The following is a 16,316-nucleotide window of genomic DNA, read 5'->3' on the forward strand; positions in this document are numbered from 1 at the left end:
GCGCCGACGTTGCAGCGTGGCGACTCCGGCATACGGCGGACCTTGGCCGCGCCCCCCTGGATCGCCGGTGCGCCCTGCAAGGCGCGTTTCTCTAGTGGAGGAAGGTTCCACCCGGATATTTGTCGGTAGGTCCGGTAGCTGACGAGCGGTTTTGGCGAGCGATTGCTGGGATCGAAGCCTCGTGACAAAGGCCGCGTGGCGGCTGAGCGATCCGGCGGGCCGCAATGTGAATGAAGCCCGAGCAGGCCTCGAAAGTGGAGATGCGGCTGCCGACCCACATGGCGATTGGGGAAGGCTGCGCGGACAGGGAAGAAATCGACACGAGCACCTGTTCGACCGCCGGGGTAGTGGGCGCGGCACGTGGGGAGAGAGAAACGAGCAACAGGGGAGACCCGTTTGAGCCGGGGGTAGCGGCCTCGAACGTCGCCTTGGGCGGCGGTTCGAACGGGAGTCGGAGAGGGACGTAGTCCTGTCGAAGCCGGGTAACTCCGGGGGAGGGAAGGTCCCTTGCTTCAGATGCGCTTGTTGAAGAAGGCGAGGACGAGGACCGGAGGATTGGCGTGAGCCTGGAAACACCGGAAAAGATCAGGAGCCTTCAGAGGAAGCTTTATTGCAAGGCGAAGGCGGAGCCGGCCTATCGCTTCTACATGCTTTACGACAAGATTTATCGGATCGACATTCTGGCTCACGCCTACGCGCTCTGTCGGGAGAATGACGGCGCGCCGGGGGTGGACGGCGTGAGGTTCGCGACGATCGAGGCGCAGAGCGTGGAGGGGCGGCTGTCCCGCCGCCCGGGAGCGCGAGACGCGCTTCAAGGCGGTCCGAGCCTCGAACCCTCCCGAGGGAGCTGGGCGCTCGACGGAGCGCGCAGCCATGTTCCGGGCGCCGCGCTCTGGTCGCGGCGCCGAGCGCAGAAGCGCGCCCCCCGATATCGGCCGGTTTTGAGCGTTTTCAAAGCTTTGCGCGGGATTGTCCGGGCGACTGTACCTGCCAAGCCTTGGGGCGCCTTAGGGAATGACGGACGGTCGTCGACGCCGAGGCGGGGGCGATGACGCCGGCTTGGCAGTTATGGGCGATCGCAACACCCTCGCCGCGGCGGCAGGCGGTTCGCAACCCCTCTCCCTCCGGGAGAGGACAGGCCGCGAAGCGGCCAGGTGAGGGGGCGCCACGCCGACCGTCGGCGTTGCGGGCCCTCACCCTGCCGGGCTTCGCCCGGCTGTTTCTCTCCCGGAAGGGAGAGGGCGGCGCTGCCGCCGGCCGACAGGCGCGAGCCTGCGCAGGTTGTGCTTCTGGATGTCAGACAGCCGGGCGCTTCGTCGTCAGCGAAACATGCCCAATCGAAAACACCATAGTCTACATTTCGTTTTTTCGCAACGAATTGTCTGCCGAGCGCCCTGCTTCGCCATCTTCGGCGCCGCAATCCGAGCCCCGCGGCTCGAAGCCATCGTCCGGAAGACGGACCGGGCCGCGCGCTACGCCCGCGGCCCGGTCCGCACCCAATGCTCCTGAGCCCCGGTTTCGATCGCGCCCGGCTGGACGGCGCGGACGCGGCCCATCGCCACGTCGGGGTCGACGCCGGTCTCGACCAGGAGTCGGGCGGCGATCATGCCGGCGCGCCCGACGCCGCCGCGACAATGCACGAGGATGTTGTCGCCCGCTTCCAGTTGCGACCGGAGGCGTTGGCTCGCCGCCCGCCACTCCGCGTCGGAATCGGGTCCCGGCGTGCTCACGTCGGGGACCGGCAGATGCAGCCACTCCATGCCGCGACGCTCGACGCCGGCGCCGAGCTCGGTGATCGCGAGTCCGCGCAGCTCCCGCTGCTCCAGCAGCGTCACCACGATTTTCGCGCCCCACGCGGCGATGGCGTCGAGGTCCCTGTCGAGATCCCTCGCCCAGCTGCCGCCGAACGACTCCCCGTCGTTCTTGCCGGGGGCGAAGGTCACGCCAATTCTGCCGCATCCGGCGCCGAGGTCGAGTTCGGCGATATGGATCGGGTCGGTTTCGCTCGTTCTGATCATGGAAGGGGCGTCTCCGAAATGGGTTGGAGCCGCGAAACTATCACGAACGGCGGCAGGCTTTCTGCCGGCGGGCGCCGTGACACGTGGACGCACCGGTCGCGCCGATCAGCGGGCGTCCGGTCGACACGCCCGACCGCCGCGAGGCCGTCCGGCCCGGTCTCGGGCGCGCACTTGCGCCCCGCCTCCTCCGCCCATATGTGCGGCGCCTGTGACCGAAGGACGAACGCCGATGCCGCACGCAGCCGCCGCCCCGTTTCCGGGGTGGCACGCCACCACCATCCTCATGGTGCGCAAGGGGCCCCGGGTCGTCATCGGCGGCGACGGCCAGGTCAGCATGGGCCAGACCGTGGTCAAGGCGAATGCGCGAAAGGTGCGCCGGCTCGCCAAGGGCGAGGTGATCGCCGGCTTCGCCGGGGCGACCGCCGACGCCTTCACGTTGTTCGAGCGGCTCGAGGCCAAGCTCGAGCAATATCCGGCCCAGCTCGCCCGCGCCTGCGTCGAACTGGCCAAGGACTGGCGCACCGACCGCTACCTGCGCCGGCTCGAAGCGATGCTGCTCGTCGCCGACAGGACGTCGGGTTTCACGATCTCCGGCGCTGGCGACGTGCTCGAGCCTGAAGCGGACGAGTACGGATCGGCGACGGCGATCGGCTCGGGCGGCAACTACGCGCTCGCCGCCGCGCGGGCGCTCCTGCCGATCGGACTCGACGCCGAGGAGATCGTGCGCCGGTCGATGCGCATCGCCGCCGACATCTGCGTCTACACCAACATGAACCTGATCGTCGAAAGTCTCTGACCCCATGACGGAACTCAGTCCGCGCGAGATCGTCTCGGAACTCGACCGCTACATCGTCGGCCAGGGCGAGGCCAAGCGCGCGGTCGCGATCGCGCTGCGCAACCGCTGGCGGCGCCTGCGCCTCGGCTCGCCGATGCGCGAGGAGGTGATGCCGAAGAACATTCTGATGATCGGCCCGACCGGCTGCGGCAAGACCGAGATCGCCCGGCGCCTCGCCAGGCTCGCCGGCGCGCCGTTCCTCAAGGTCGAGGCGACCAAGTTCACCGAGGTCGGCTACGTCGGCCGCGACGTCGAGCAGATCGTGCGCGACCTGGTCGAGGTCGGCATCGCGCTCACCAAGGCGCGAAAGCGCAAGGACATCGAGGCCAAGGCGGAGCTCGCGGCGGAGGAGCGGCTGCTCGACGCCTTGGTAGGCGCGACCTCGTCCTCGTCGACCCGCGAAGCGTTCCGGCGCAAGCTTCTCGCCGGCGAACTCGACGGGAAGGAGGTCGAGATCGAGCTGCCGCAGACGGGATCCAACATGCCGATGTTCGAGCTGCCCAACATGCCCGGCGCCTCGATCGGCGCAATCAACCTCGGCGACATCTTCGGCAAGGGGCAGCGGACGAAGCCGCGGCGCATGACGGTCGCCGAGGCGCGCGAGCCGCTGGTGGCGGCGGAGGCCGACAAGCTGCTCGACCAGGATGCGATCGTGCGCGACGCGCTGGCCGAGGTCGAAAGCAACGGCATCGTGTTCCTCGACGAGATCGACAAGATCTGCGCCCGCGACGGCCGCGGCGGCGCGGACGTGTCGCGCGAGGGCGTGCAGCGCGACCTCCTGCCGCTGATCGAGGGCACCACGGTCGCGACCAAGCACGGCGCGGTCAAGACGGACCACATTCTGTTCGTCGCCTCCGGCGCCTTCCACATCGCCCGGCCCTCGGACCTCCTGCCCGAGCTGCAGGGCCGCCTGCCGATCCGGGTCGAGCTCAAGTCGCTGACCGAGGACGACTTCAAGCGCATCCTGACCGACACCGAGGCGAGCCTGATCAAGCAGTACACCGCGCTCCTGAAAACCGAAGGCGTGTCGCTCGAATTTTCCGAAGACGCCATCGCCGCGATCGCCCGCATCGCCGCCAAGGTCAACGGCACCGTCGAGAACATCGGCGCGCGGCGGCTTCAGACGGTGATGGAGCGGGCGCTCGACGACGTGAGCTTCACCGCCGCCGACCGCTCGGGCGAGACGGTCAAGATCGACGGCGCCTTCATCGAGAAGCAGGTCGGCGACCTCGCGGGCGATGCGGACCTGAGCCGGTTCATTCTGTGAGGCGGCGGCTGCGCGGCCTCATTCGATGATCGCTCCGATGACGGCGACAAAACGCCGGGCGACCGCGATCGCTTCAGACGCCTGCGCCTCCGTCACGTTCGCGCCAGGACCGGCTTCGTAGTCTGCAATGGCTTTGAGCTGGTAGGCGCGACCGAGAAACGCGCGAAGCTCGGCGTCGACACGCGGGTCGTCCTTCGCAAGCCGGGCAAACTCGCCCTACACGCCCTTGTGCGATTTGAAAGCGCGATCTTCACGCTCGAAAATCAGAGCCTGGGCGGCATGAAAACCCGCGAGGTACGCGGTTCGGCCGGCCGCATCGGCATAGCCGACGCGCAAGACCGTTTCGGCTTGCTCCAGGAGCTCCCGCGCCTTTCCGAGAAAAGCGGCCGACTGCGGCTTCACAAATCGCGGCCTTCGCGACGGACTTCGTGCATGAGCGGCATGCGCGGGTCGTCGTACGTTCCCGCCAGATAGGGCATCGCGTGAACGAGTTCTCCGGTTTCATACAGGATGTCGGTCCCGAGATCGGCGAGTCGATCAGCTCGGCCGCCCGATCGGGCATGTCGTGAAGAAAAACGGCGACATCGTAATCCGAATCCGGACCCGCGTCGCCGCGGGCGCGAGAGCCGTAGAGCACCACCCGCTCCAGCCGCCGCCCATACGCCTCGTCGAGCGCGGCCCGGAACCGCGTCAGGATCGGATCGTCGGCCGGGCTTCTGTTCATGGTTCGATCTTACTCCGCATGGGCGGCGTACGGCAAGCGTAGCGCCGCCCGCGTCGGCTTCAGCGCCGCCGACGGATTCGGCGAGGCGGTCGAGATCGACCAAAGTCAGGTCCGTGACCTCGCGGGCGACGCGGACCTGAGCCGGTTCATTCTGTGAGGCGGCGCGTGGCTCGAACCCCGGGTCGGGGCCGCGCGCCCGTCTCGCCCCGCGGCTCCTTCGACGGTTCCGGCTAGCGCCTCGGCTCGCGGCCGCGAATGGCGTCGAAGCCCTGCTTGATGGCGGCGAAACGCGCCTCGATATAGGGCTCGAACTCGGTGTCGGTGAAGATATAGGCCCGGTCTTCCTCGATTCCCTCGCGTACGAGCTCGCCCACGTACAGGGGGTCGATGCCGGTCTCTACCCGCTGGCGGACGAACTGGTGCAACTCGGACGCCTCCGCCTTCGCGAGCGCGGCGCGATCCGGGCGGTCGAAGCGCGGCGGCTCGTTTCGCCGCGAGGTCATGATCTGCGTGCGGATGAAGCCGGGGCAGAGCACGGAAACGCCGACGCCGCGCGGCGCCAACTCCATCCGCAAGCCTTCCGAGATCGCAACGACACCGTATTTGGTCACGTTGTACGGAAGGCTGCCCCGCGACAGGAGTCCGGCTATCGACGCCGTGGAGACGATGTGTCCTCCCTCCCCGTGGCTCTCGATGAGCGGGCCGAAGATCTCGATGCCCCAGAGCACTCCCATCAGATTGACGCCGACCGTCCACGCGAGATCGTCGTCGGTCCAGGCCCCGTAGGGGCCCGCGCCGCCGACGCCCGCGTTGTTGACCAGGATATGAACCTTGCCGAAGCGGGCGAGCGTCGCCTTCGCCGCGGCGTCCAGCTCCGTCTTGAGCGAGACGTCGGCCTTTACCCCGTCGACGTCCGCGTTGGTTCGCTTCAGCCCCTGCACCGCCTTGTCGAGGGCGGCTTCCTCGATGTCGCAGAGCATCACTTTCGCGCCGGCCTGCGCGAGCGCGGTCGCGATCCCGAGTCCGATCCCCGACGCGGCGCCGGTGACGAAGGCCGTCTTGTTGGCCAGGTCCTTCATGACCATTCCTCCCGAATTGTTTTGCGTTACGAAATCAGAGGCTTGTCTCTAATCATCGGCAACGTCGGCCGTCTCGCGCCTTCGCGACGGAACAAACGTTCATGGCGCCGCGAAAAGCGGCCGACCCAAGTCATGCAGCAACGCCGCGACGCGTCAAGGCGCCGCAGCGTGGCCGAAGGCGCAGGACTTGTCTTCGTCGAAAGCGGCGCCCGAAAACAAGAGCCTGAGCCGCAGGATACCCGGCAAGATGTGGGGTACGGCCGGCCGCGACTGCGTAACCGGCGCGCGCGAGCCGCCGGTGAGGACGAGGGCCGACACCCTCGAAAACGTCAGGTCGCGCCGGCCTGCCCCCGCTTCTCGCCATCCGCCCGCGCCATCGTCGCGACCCACCATTCGACGAACTGGATGACGCCGCCCTCGTGGACGGGGTTGTAGGGACCGGGTTCGTAGGCCGGGGAGCAGACGCCGATCTGGTTCTCCTCGACGATGCGGCGATCCTGTTCGTTGGTCGCGAGCCAGACCTCGGTCAGGTCCTTCACCGAATAGTCGACGCCCTCGACGGCTTCGGCGTTGACCAGCCACTTGGTCGTCAACATCGTCTGCATCGGCCCGATCGGGAGCAGCCGAAACGTCACGGCGTGGTCGCCGAGCACGTGATTCCAGTTGCTCGGATAGTTGAACATCAGCAGCGAGCCGATTCCGGGCTGGATGACGTCGGGGCTGAGCGGCCGGCGCACCGCCGGGGCGCCCGACATCGTGGTGCTGTCGCCCAAGAGCGGCATGCGCGCCATGCGATAATTCCCCTCCGGCGACAAATGCAGGCGGCTGAGGAGGCCAGCGCGCTCCATCCGCTCCCAGTGCGCAGCGATCAGCGGGTCGTCGCCGCCGCCCTCGACTCCCGTGACGCCGGGCGCTTCGGGAAACGTTCGGCAGAGCTCGGGGTGGTTGGGCGCGCAATGGTAGCATTCGCGATTGTTCTCCCACACGAGCTTCCAGTTGCCGTTTTCGATGATCGTGCTCTCGAACGCGAGTTTGGCGTTGGCGATCGCGTGCGGCCGGAAATAGGGCTCCATCGTCGCGCGAAACGTCGCGAAGTCGGGAGGATCGGACGAAAGGCAGACCCAGACGTAGCCGGCGACGCTCGCGCAGGCCACGGACTTCAGTCCGAGTTCGGCCGCGTCGAAAGGCTTCGTCATGTCGCGGGCGAAACGCAGCCGTCCCTCGAGATCATAGCTCCACTTGTGGTAGGGACACACCAGCCGAACCGCGGAGCCGCGCGCCGCCGAGCAGATCCGCGAGCCGCGGTGGCGACAGCTGTTGTGAAACGCCCGGATCGCTCCGTCCTCGCCGCGCACCACGACGATCGGATAGTCGCCGATCCTGAAGGTGAAGAAGTCGCCGATTTTCCCGATCTCGCAATCGTGTCCGGCGAAGATCCAGTCGGAATAGAAGATCGCATCCAGATCACGGCGGTAGATGTCTGGATCGACGTAACAATCCCTCGGCAGGGCGTAGCCCTTGCGATAGCCTTTCACCGGACCGGGACCTTCTCGTCAGGGCGCAAGTGTTCGCCTCGTTGCAGCGGGGGTGGGGCGAATCCGCGCGAACGCGCGCGAACTTCGCGCAGCCAGACTACGCCTGCGGGCGAGCCGGCGACAATGCGCCGGGCCGCCGACTTTGCAGATGGCGACCGACAATTGCGTCATGGCGTTGGGATCGCGACGCATCGCGGCGCGGCGCGTCATTCCGCTTTCGACGGTCGGCTCTGCGCCCGTGTCGCGTTTGCGGCGACCCCACGATGACTTAAGATGCGCGCCGCCACGTCGCCCCCGAGGAGCCTTCGCATGATCCCGCTCGTTCTCACCTTTGTCGGCGACGACCGGCCTGGTCTCATCAATGCGGTGGCGGAGACGATCGCCGCGTCCGGAGGCAGCTGGCTCGAAAGCCGCTCCGTCAGGCTCGCCGGCAAGTTCGCAGGCGTGGTGCGCGCCAACGTTCCCGAAAATGGCGCCTCGGCGCTGGAACAGGCCCTGCGCGGCCTCGCCACGGCGGGGCTCACCCTCACCATCGAACGGGGCGCGCGCGACGAGGGCGAGCGGCAGCCGCGCGTGGTGACGCTCGATATTCTCGGCAACGAGCGGCCGGGGATCGTGCGCGACGTGACGCAAGCCCTGAACGCACTCGGGGTGAACATCGTGGAATTCGAGAGCGAACTCGAAAGCGCCGCTTTCACCGGCGTCGAGATGTTCCGCGCGCACGCCCGCTTCACCGCCCCGGAAACGCTGCCGCTCGACGAACTGCGCCGGAGCCTCGAGCGGCTCGCCGGCGAGATCATGGTGGACCTGACATTCGGCGAGGCGGACGGGCGCGCCTGACGCACAAGCCGCAGCGGCAAGTCCTGCGACAATCGGCGACAATCGGCGGCCCCTTGCGCCATGGGGCCCCGGTGGCGATAAGAGCGCCCTGCGAAACCGACCTCAGGCAAGCGAAAGACGATGGCGACCTTCCCCGAGCTGGTGTTCTCAGGCGTTCAGCCGACCGGCAACCTCCACCTCGGCAATTATCTCGGCGCGATCAAGCGCTTCGTGACGCTGCAGGATACCCGGCCCTGCATCTATTGCGTGGTCGACCTGCACGCGATGACCCTGCCGCACGAGCCCGCGCAACTCGCCCGCACCACGCGCGAGGTGACGGCGGCGTTCATCGCCTGCGGCATCGATCCCGGGCGCAATGCGATCTTCAATCAGAGCCGGGTCGCCGAGCACGCCGAGCTCGCCTGGGCGCTCGACTGCGTCGCCCGCATGGGATGGCTCAACCGCATGACCCAGTTCAAGGACAAGGCGGGCAAGGATCGCGAGAACGCGTCGGTGGGTCTGTTCAACTATCCGGTGCTGATGGCGGCGGACATTCTGATCTACCGCGCCACGCACGTTCCGGTCGGCGACGATCAGAAGCAGCATCTCGAGCTCGCCCGCGACGTCGCCCAGAAATTCAACAACGACTTCGCCGAGTCGATCGCCGCCCATGGACATGGCGAGGCGTTCTTCCCGCTGCCCGAGCCGGTGATCCTCGGCCCGGCGACGCGGGTGATGAGTCTGCGCGACGGGTCGAAGAAGATGTCGAAGTCCGACACGTCGGAGAATTCCTACATCGCGCTGACCGACGATGCGGATACGATCGTCCAGAAGATCCGCAAGGCCAAGACCGACCCGGAGCCGTTGCCGGGCCATCTCGACGGACTGGCCGGCCGGCCGGAGGCGGAGAACCTCGTCGGCATCTTCGCCGCGCTCACCGACCGCTCCAAGGCCGACATCGTGCACGAGTTCGGCGGCAGCCAGTTCTCGGCCTTCAAGACGGCGCTCGCCGACGTGACCATCGAAAAGCTCACGCCGATCCGGACCGAAATGGCGCGGCTGGCGGCCGACCCGGGATATGTCGACACCGTGCTCGCCGAGGGCGCGGAGAAGGCGCGCGCGATCGCGCGGCCCAACATGGACGCCGTCAAGGACATTCTCGGCCTGATCCGCTGACGCCAGGGCGCCCGCTCGCGACCGGAATTCTTTTTGCCGCGTCGCGGCGCCGGAGAATCCGGCCGCCGTTGCGTAAACTTCATAGATGTTGCGATCTACTCGTCTTGCCCTGCTAGATATTGCATCCTGCCGCGATTTGGCCGCCTGGTCGCCTGCATTCGTGGTTAACGACTTTCCGGCAAACATTTCGTAAGCCTGTTCCGGAGCTGATTCGGAACTCCTGGCGGAGGGCGCGGGTCGGCCGGACGCGCCTCTCGCGCCTCCGGGCTCTCGAGGAGGCCATGTCGTTGCGGGGGTTCAGCGCGCGAAGGTTCGCCGGACCGGAAGGGCGGGCGCGGACGATCCGTCGAGCGCGCGCGGTCGCCATGGCGAACGTGTCGTTTCTGGCGTCCGCCGGGGCGCGTGCGGACGACATGCTTCGCGGCCTCGAGCCGCCGCCGCAGACCTCGTTTCCGGCTTCGTCCCAGGCCGCCTTCGCCGCGCTCGTGGTCGTGTCGGCGGCGCTGGCTGCAATGGCGGTGTTTCACATCGGGGCGCGGCGGGCCTGGGCGCGGCGCCTCGGCGACATGGAGGTCGAACTCGCCGAGGCCGCCGCCCGGGCGGACCGCGCGATCCTGATTGCGCGCAGCGAACCGCAGGTCGTCATCGCCTGGGAGCGCCCGGACGCGGAGCCCTCGATCGAAGGCGACCTCGGCATCGTCGCCGAGGCCTCCTCCCCCGAACAGGTCCTTCGCTTCGCGTCGTGGCTCGAGCCGGGCGCGGCGGCGCGGGTCGAAGAGGCGACGACCCGGCTATTGAGGCGGGGAGAGGCCTTCTCCCTGTCCGCGGCGACACCGCGGGGACGCCATCTCGACATCGTCGGCCGTCCGGTTTCCGGCAGCGCGGTCGTGCGCGTGCGCGACGTCTGCGGCGATCGCCTCGAGGCGATCCGGTTGCGCGAGAAGGTGGCGGAGACGGAGTCGGTGGTCGCCGCCGAGCGCCGGGCGCTCGAGGAGGCGGGGGTTCTCGCCTGGGGGCGCGACGCCGAGGGGCGGATGCTCTGGTGCAACGCTCCCTATGCGCGCGCCGTCGAGGCGCCCGACGAAATCGCCGCCGTCGATCAGGGCGCGGACCTGTTCGATCCCGGCGTCCGGCGCGAGGCGGCGGCGGCGCTGCGCCAGTCGGGCGTCTGGAGGCGGCGCGTCGCCGCCGTCGTCGGCGGCCAGCGGCGAACCTTCGAGGTCGCCGAGGTCGGCGTGCCCCAGGGCTCGGCCGGCGTCGCCTACGACGTCTCCGAAGCCGCCGCGCTCCGCGCCGAGATGGAGCGCAACGAGGAGGATTACGCCCGCACCATCGACCGGCTGTCGACCGGGGTCGCGATCTTCGACAAGTCCAAGCGGCTCACCTTCCACAACGCCGCCTACAGCCAGATGTGGTCGCTCGAGCCGGCGTTTCTCGACACCCATCCGACCGACGGCGAGATCCTCGACCGGCTCCGGACCACGCGGCGCCTCCCCGAGCAAGTGGATTTCCGCGATTGGAAGGCGAAGCTGATGGAGGCCTACCAGGCGCTCGAGCCGAGCGAGTTCGTCTGGTACCTGCCGGACGGGCGCGCGCTGCGCGTCGTCACCAGCCCCAACCCCAAGGGCGGCGTCACCTATCTGTTCGACGACGCGACCCAGAGCTATGCCCTCGCCTCGCAGGTCACGGCGCTCACGCACGTGCAAGGCGAGACGCTCGACGCCCTCAAGGAAGGCGTGGCGGTGTTCGGGGCCGACGGGCGCATGAAGCTGTTCAACCCCGTGTTCGCCGAGGTGTGGCGGATCGATCCGGCGCGCCTGAGCGACCATCCGCACGTCGATGCGATCGCCGGGGGGTTCCGCGCGCTCTGTCGCGATCCCGCCCAGTGGGACGAACTGAGAGGCATGGTGGTCGGCCTGCACGAACATCGCGCCACCCTCGCGGCCCGGCTCGAGCGGATCGACGACCTCACCTTCGATTGCGCCGCCCTGCCGCTGCCCGACGGCGCGACCCTGCTCACCTTCCTCGACGTCACGGCGAGCGCCAATGTCGAGCGCGCCCTGACCGAGCGCAACGAGGCGCTGGTGGCGGCGGAGCGGTTGCGCAACGACTTCGTCAACCACGTATCCTACGAGCTGCGCACGCCGCTGACCAACATCATCGGCTTCACCCAGCTGCTCGCGGCCGGCGGCGTCGGGCCGCTCAACCCGAAGCAACTCGAATACGCCGGCTTCATCACCAATTCCTCGCACGCGCTGCTCGCGATCATCGACGACATCCTCGACCTCGCCTCGATCGACGCCGGGGCGCTGGAGCTGCGCCTCGAGCCGGTCGACGTCGCCGATGCGATGCGGGCCGCCGCGGCGGGCGTCCAGGACCGGCTCGACGAGGCGTCGATCGAGCTCAGGATGGTGACGACCGACGGCGTCGGCGCCTTCACCGCCGACGGCCGACGGGTCCGCCAGGCGTTGTTCAACCTCCTGTCCAACGCCATCAATTATTCCGAGCCCGGCCAAACGGTGACGCTGGCCGCGATGCGGCGCATGGACGAGATCGTGTTCAAGGTGAGCGACCGCGGACGCGGCATCCCGCCGGAAATGATCGAGCGGGTGTTCCACCGGTTCGAGACCTTCCCCAACGGCTCGCGCCACCGCGGACCCGGCCTCGGGCTGTCGATCGTCAAGGCGCTCGTCGAGCTGCACGGCGGCCGGGTGTTGATCGACACCGCCCCGAACGAGGGCACGACCGTCACCTGCATTTTTCCGGTCGACCCGGCGGGCGCCACTGCGGCCATCGAGGAAGCCGGCGCCGTCTCGGCAATGCCGAGAATGGCGCGCTGACGGGAGGCGACCGATGACCGACGCGCGCCGCTGCGCCCATCTTACGCCCGGACCTCGCCGACGCGAGCGGGCGTCTCGCTCCGGCGAACGCCCATGACCGAGCGCTCGCGGGACGAGGGTCCCCAGAAAGTGTGGCGCTTCGAGGTGGCGGACGAGGCCGCGACGCTGGCGCTCGCGGCAACGCAGGCGGCCTGGCTCGAGCCCGGCGATTTCGTCGCGCTCTCGGGCGACCTCGGCGCCGGCAAGACGACATTCGCCCGAGGCCTCGTGCGCGCCCTCGCCGAACATCCTTCGCTCGAGGCGCCGAGTCCGACCTTCACGCTGATGCAGGTCTATGACGCGCCCCGCGGCGCCGTTGTCCATGCCGACTTCTACCGCCTGCGCGGGCCGGCCGAACTGGAGAACCTCGGCTGGAGCGAGGCGATCGACGACGCGATTGCCATCGTCGAGTGGCCCGAGCGCGTTGCGGAAGCGCTTCCGGCGGACCGGCTCGAGGTGACGATCCGCTTCGATCCCGCGCGCGGGATCGAGGCGCGCGTGCTCGAGATGCGCGGTCGCGGCCGGATGGGGCGGCGCCTGGCGCGTGCGCTCAGCGTCGGGACCCTCCTGCACGCCGCCGGGTGGACCGAGGCGCGGCGGGAGTTCGTGCAGGGCGACGCGTCGGTGCGGCTGTACGAGCGCCTCACCAGGCCCGACGGGACGACGGCCATTCTCATGGTGTCGCCGCCTCGGCCCGAGGGTCCCGTCATCCGCTTCGGCAAGCCCTATGCCGCGATCGCGAAGCTCTCCCCCGACATCCGCGCCTTTCTCGCCATGGCCGAGGGGCTGCGGGCCCTTGGCTATTCGACCCCGAAAGTCTTCGCGCGAAGCGTCGACGACGGGCTGGCGCTGATCGAGGACCTCGGCGCCGAGACCGTCGCCGAGGCCGGCGCGCCGAACCCCGCGCGCTACGCCGAAGCGGTGGCGCTGATCGCCGACCTGCACGGGCGCGCGCTGCCCGACGCGCTTCCGGTCGGCAGCGAGACCTATCGCCTGCCGGCATACGACGTCGAGGCGATGCTGATCGAGGTCGAACTGGTCGTCGACTGGTATGCCTCCTCCATCGCCCGGATGGCGGTGCCGTCGGGCGCCCGCATGCAGTTTCTCGCCGCCTGGCGCGAGATTCTGGCGCCCATTCTCGAGGAACCGACCACCTGGACGCTCAGGGACTTCCACTCGCCGAACTTGCATTGGCTGCCCGGGCGCACCGGAATCGCGCGGATCGGCCTGATCGATTTCCAGGACGCGGTCATCGGCCCGCCGGCCTACGATCTGGCTTCGCTGCTCCAGGACGCGCGGATCGATGTGCCGGACGACCTCGAGATGCGGCTGATGGCGTTTTATGTGCGGCTGCGAAAAACGGCGTCTCCCGCTTTCGCGGCCGAGCGCTTCGCGGCCTCCTACGCCGCCATGGCCGCGCAGCGCACGACCAAGATCCTCGGGATTTTCGCCCGGCTCGACAAGCGCGACGGCAAGCCGCAATACCTCCGTCATCTGCCCCGGATCGAGCGATACCTCGCCAAAAACCTCGCTCATCCGTTGCTTCGCCCGGTGGCGCTCTGGTATCAAACGCACCTGCCGCGCGCGCTCGGCCCGAATTTCGGGCCGCAGGACGCCTGATCGTGGCCTTCGGGAACCCATGAGGATGAGCGCGCCGATTCCCAAAACGGCCATGGTGTTCGCTGCGGGGCTGGGGCAGCGCATGCGCCCGATCACCGACACGTTGCCCAAACCCCTCGTCAGGATTCGCGGCCGCGCGCTCATCGACCATTGTCTCGATCGGCTGGCGGAAAACGGCGTCGAGACTGCGATCGTCAACGTCCATTGGCTCGCCGATCAGATCGAGGCGCATCTCGCGCGCCGGGAGCGTCCGCGCATCGTCATCTCCGACGAGCGCGACAAGCTGCTCGACCAGGGTGGCGGCATCAAGCGGGTCTTGCCGCTGCTTGGCGAGGCGCCGTTTCTGGTCTGCAACACCGACGCGTTCTGGATCGAGGGGCCGCGCTCGAACATCGCCCGCCTCGCCGAGGCGTTCGATCCGGAGACCATGGACATCGCGCTCCTGGTGGCTGCGAGCGCCGGCTCGGTCGGCGTCGACTGGCCGGGCGATTTCACCATGACGCGCGACGGACGGCTCGGGTCCCGCCTCGACCGCCATGTCGCGCCCTTCGTCTATACCGGGGTCGGGATGCAGAAGCCTCGGTTGTTCGCCGACGAAACCGGCGATGTCGTCCGCCTCGCTCCGTATTTTCACGCCGCCGCCGCCCGCGGCCGGCTCTACGGCGTTCGCCTCGACGGTTTGTGGCTGCACGTCGGCCGCCCGGAAGCGATCGCCGAAGCGGAAGCGGCGATCGAACGATCGATCTTGTGAGTCGGCGACCCGGGCTGGGCGACTAGACGGCGGCCTCGCGCTCGTCGGCCGTCCGAGCGCTCGTCGTCCGGACGCCCTCGTGCAGCGTCAGGGCCTCGAACAGCGCCTCGGCCGACTCCCGCCAGGTCCGCAGGCGGCTCGCCCGAATGGCCGCGACCGACGACCGGAAGAATTCGGCGTCCTGGACGAGCCGGATGATCGGCGAAGCGAAACTGTCGATTGCGTGCGGATCCGCGTAGGAGCAGAGCGCCCCGCCGACTTCCGGCATCGAGGAGGTGTTCGACACGACGCAGGGCTTGCCGAACCAGAGGCTTTCTCCGATCGGCAGTCCCCAGCCCTCGATGAGGCTGGGAAAGACGGTGAATTTCGCCCGCGCGTAGAGAAAGGCGAGTTCCGCGTCCGTCGGCGTCTCGAGCCAGACATAAGGGCCCGCGGGATCGCCGCGCCTGAGGGCGCGAATCGCTTCGCTGGCTCGCCATCCGCGCTTTCCGGCCACCACCAGCCGCGGCCAGCCGGGGCCCATCTCGCGCGCGAGCTTTTCCCACAGGCCGAGCAGGGGAAGCTGGTTCTTTCTCGCCTCGATCGTGCCGACGCAGAGGACGAAGGGCTCGCCGTCGCGGTCGAGCGCGGCGACGCGCGGGCTTGGCGCTTCGTCCGGGACAAAATTGCGCGGGGCGGCCGAGAACTCGTGCGCCAGCGGCACGATCCGAACCGGGGACGCATTGCGGGGCGCGCCGACGGCATGGCGGGCGCGTTCGATCTGGGCCTGCGAATGCTTCGAAACGGTCAGCGCGCGCGTCGGCAGCCGAAGCATGCGCTCGTAGAGCGGGCGGCAATTGCTGTTCGCCAGGTCGGGCGCGACGATGGGAAGAACGTCGTGATACAGCACCACGACATCGCAACCGGCCTTCGCCGCCTGCTCGTAGATTCGCACGCTGCGCGGATGCGCCCAGAAGGCCCCGCCAACGTAGAGAGAGCTGGACGGGCCGAATCGGGGCATCGGCGACGCCACCGCGTCTCGCAGCCGCGCTGTCGCGCTGCGAACCTTCAGTGCGCCGTTCGCCCGGGCGTCGGCGAACGTCCGGCGCGAAAATCCAACCGGCGGCGCCAGTTGAAAAAGGCGGCGAATCTGCAGAAAGACCGCCTCGTCCCCGAGCGAATGCGGGTCCTGAAAGAGAGGCGCGAGATCCGCATGGGCGCCGTGCAGGTTCGCGAACACGTCGACGCTGAGTTCGCGATGGCCGAGAAGATAGCGAGCGTATTCGATCTGAACACGCTGCACGCCGGTCATGGAACGACACGCCGACGCATGGGCGGCCACGTCCGTCAAGTCAAAGTGGAGCGTCATCAAACTCAATTAGCGGAGAGTCGCGAAACCGCCAAGGCGAGACCGTCCGCGCTCGCGTGAAGGGAGGTCGACCGGTCGCAATCATTCGGATAAACGGGACACGCTCTGAGCGGACCTCCTGCAGGCGTCTGACACAGCGTGAACACAGTCGGGCGCTACGTCAAGTCCGCAGACGCAGCATTTGGAACGGACGCTGACTTTCCGGCGCCGGCACGATATAAGGCCGGTTGACGGTGTTGGTATGTCGGACGACGGGGGCCTGATT

13 protein-coding genes and 1 pseudogene are annotated in these 16,316 nt (G+C 68.4%); 8 read left to right on the forward strand and 6 right to left on the reverse strand.

The genetic code is table 11. The features are described 5' to 3' along the window. Positions 1–1,472 precede the first annotated feature (1,472 nt). Positions 1,473–2,018, reverse strand: coding sequence for a cyclin-dependent kinase inhibitor 3 family protein (locus DFR50_RS20140; RefSeq protein WP_113891056.1), 546 nt, complete (start codon positions 2,016–2,018; stop codon positions 1,473–1,475). Between the two features lie 229 nt (positions 2,019–2,247). On the opposite strand from DFR50_RS20140, the gene hslV reads away from it, so the two are divergent. Together hslV and hslU are read left to right on the forward strand one after the other, a co-directional pair. Further along, entirely contained in the window at positions 2,248–2,814 is a 567-nt protein-coding gene (gene hslV, locus DFR50_RS20145) for an ATP-dependent protease subunit HslV (RefSeq protein WP_113891057.1), read from the forward strand. Positions 2,815–2,818: 4 nt separating this feature from the next. Continuing rightward, positions 2,819–4,120: an ATP-dependent protease ATPase subunit HslU gene (gene hslU, locus DFR50_RS20150; RefSeq protein ID WP_113891058.1), complete on the forward strand. Its 1,302-nt coding sequence runs from the start codon at positions 2,819–2,821 to the stop codon at positions 4,118–4,120. Positions 4,121–4,336: 216 nt separating this feature from the next. Here hslU and DFR50_RS32615 read toward each other — a convergent pair whose 3' ends face one another. Continuing rightward, positions 4,337–4,522 (reverse strand): HEPN domain-containing protein, encoded by a 186-nt coding sequence (locus DFR50_RS32615; RefSeq protein WP_210208982.1) that lies wholly within the window; start codon positions 4,520–4,522, stop codon positions 4,337–4,339. 196 nt (positions 4,523–4,718) lie between these two features. After that, positions 4,719–4,844, reverse strand: a pseudogene (locus DFR50_RS33120) (nucleotidyltransferase domain-containing protein); the annotation flags it as partial. On the opposite strand from DFR50_RS33120, the gene DFR50_RS32205 reads away from it, so the two are divergent. Further along, complete coding sequence (locus DFR50_RS32205) at positions 4,843–5,001, forward strand: hypothetical protein (protein WP_170153303.1); 159 nt, start codon at positions 4,843–4,845, stop codon at positions 4,999–5,001. The pseudogene DFR50_RS33120 and the gene DFR50_RS32205 sit on opposite strands and share 2 nt — an antisense overlap. Positions 5,002–5,074: 73 nt before the next feature. Here the strand turns inward: DFR50_RS32205 and DFR50_RS20165 are convergent, their stop codons facing one another. Continuing rightward, on the reverse strand, positions 5,075–5,923 hold the full coding sequence (locus tag DFR50_RS20165; protein ID WP_113891094.1) for an SDR family NAD(P)-dependent oxidoreductase: 849 nt from the start codon (positions 5,921–5,923) through the stop codon (positions 5,075–5,077). Between the two features lie 329 nt (positions 5,924–6,252). After that, a complete protein-coding gene (locus DFR50_RS20170; protein ID WP_245427988.1) occupies positions 6,253–7,458 on the reverse strand; it encodes an aromatic ring-hydroxylating oxygenase subunit alpha in 1,206 nt (401 codons plus the stop codon). Between the two features lie 309 nt (positions 7,459–7,767). On the opposite strand from DFR50_RS20170, the gene DFR50_RS20175 reads away from it, so the two are divergent. The 5 genes from DFR50_RS20175 to DFR50_RS20195 all read left to right on the forward strand — a co-directional run bounded on the left by DFR50_RS20175 (position 7,768) and on the right by DFR50_RS20195 (position 14,703). Beyond that, positions 7,768–8,298 (forward strand): glycine cleavage system transcriptional repressor, encoded by a 531-nt coding sequence (locus DFR50_RS20175; RefSeq protein ID WP_170153304.1) that lies wholly within the window; start codon positions 7,768–7,770, stop codon positions 8,296–8,298. A gap of 120 nt (positions 8,299–8,418) precedes the next feature. Beyond that, positions 8,419–9,453 (forward strand): tryptophan--tRNA ligase, encoded by a 1,035-nt coding sequence (gene trpS, locus DFR50_RS20180; RefSeq protein WP_113891060.1) that lies wholly within the window; start codon positions 8,419–8,421, stop codon positions 9,451–9,453. Positions 9,454–9,734: 281 nt separating this feature from the next. Continuing rightward, positions 9,735–12,293 (forward strand): PAS domain-containing sensor histidine kinase, encoded by a 2,559-nt coding sequence (locus DFR50_RS20185; protein WP_113891061.1) that lies wholly within the window; start codon positions 9,735–9,737, stop codon positions 12,291–12,293. 93 nt (positions 12,294–12,386) lie between these two features. Next, the gene (gene tsaE / locus DFR50_RS20190; protein WP_113891062.1) at positions 12,387–13,952 is read left to right on the forward strand and encodes a tRNA (adenosine(37)-N6)-threonylcarbamoyltransferase complex ATPase subunit type 1 TsaE; all 1,566 of its coding nucleotides are present in this window, start codon (positions 12,387–12,389) and stop codon (positions 13,950–13,952) included. 25 nt (positions 13,953–13,977) lie between these two features. Beyond that, the gene (locus DFR50_RS20195; RefSeq protein ID WP_425376083.1) at positions 13,978–14,703 is read left to right on the forward strand and encodes a nucleotidyltransferase family protein; all 726 of its coding nucleotides are present in this window, start codon (positions 13,978–13,980) and stop codon (positions 14,701–14,703) included. A gap of 22 nt (positions 14,704–14,725) precedes the next feature. On the opposite strand, the gene DFR50_RS20200 is transcribed toward DFR50_RS20195, so the two are convergent. After that, positions 14,726–15,994 (reverse strand): glycosyltransferase family 4 protein, encoded by a 1,269-nt coding sequence (locus tag DFR50_RS20200; protein ID WP_170153305.1) that lies wholly within the window; start codon positions 15,992–15,994, stop codon positions 14,726–14,728. Between the last annotated feature and the right edge of the window lie 322 nt (positions 15,995–16,316).

It is taken from the genome of Roseiarcus fermentans, from assembly GCF_003315135.1.
Classification (GTDB): domain Bacteria; phylum Pseudomonadota; class Alphaproteobacteria; order Rhizobiales; family Beijerinckiaceae; genus Roseiarcus; species Roseiarcus fermentans.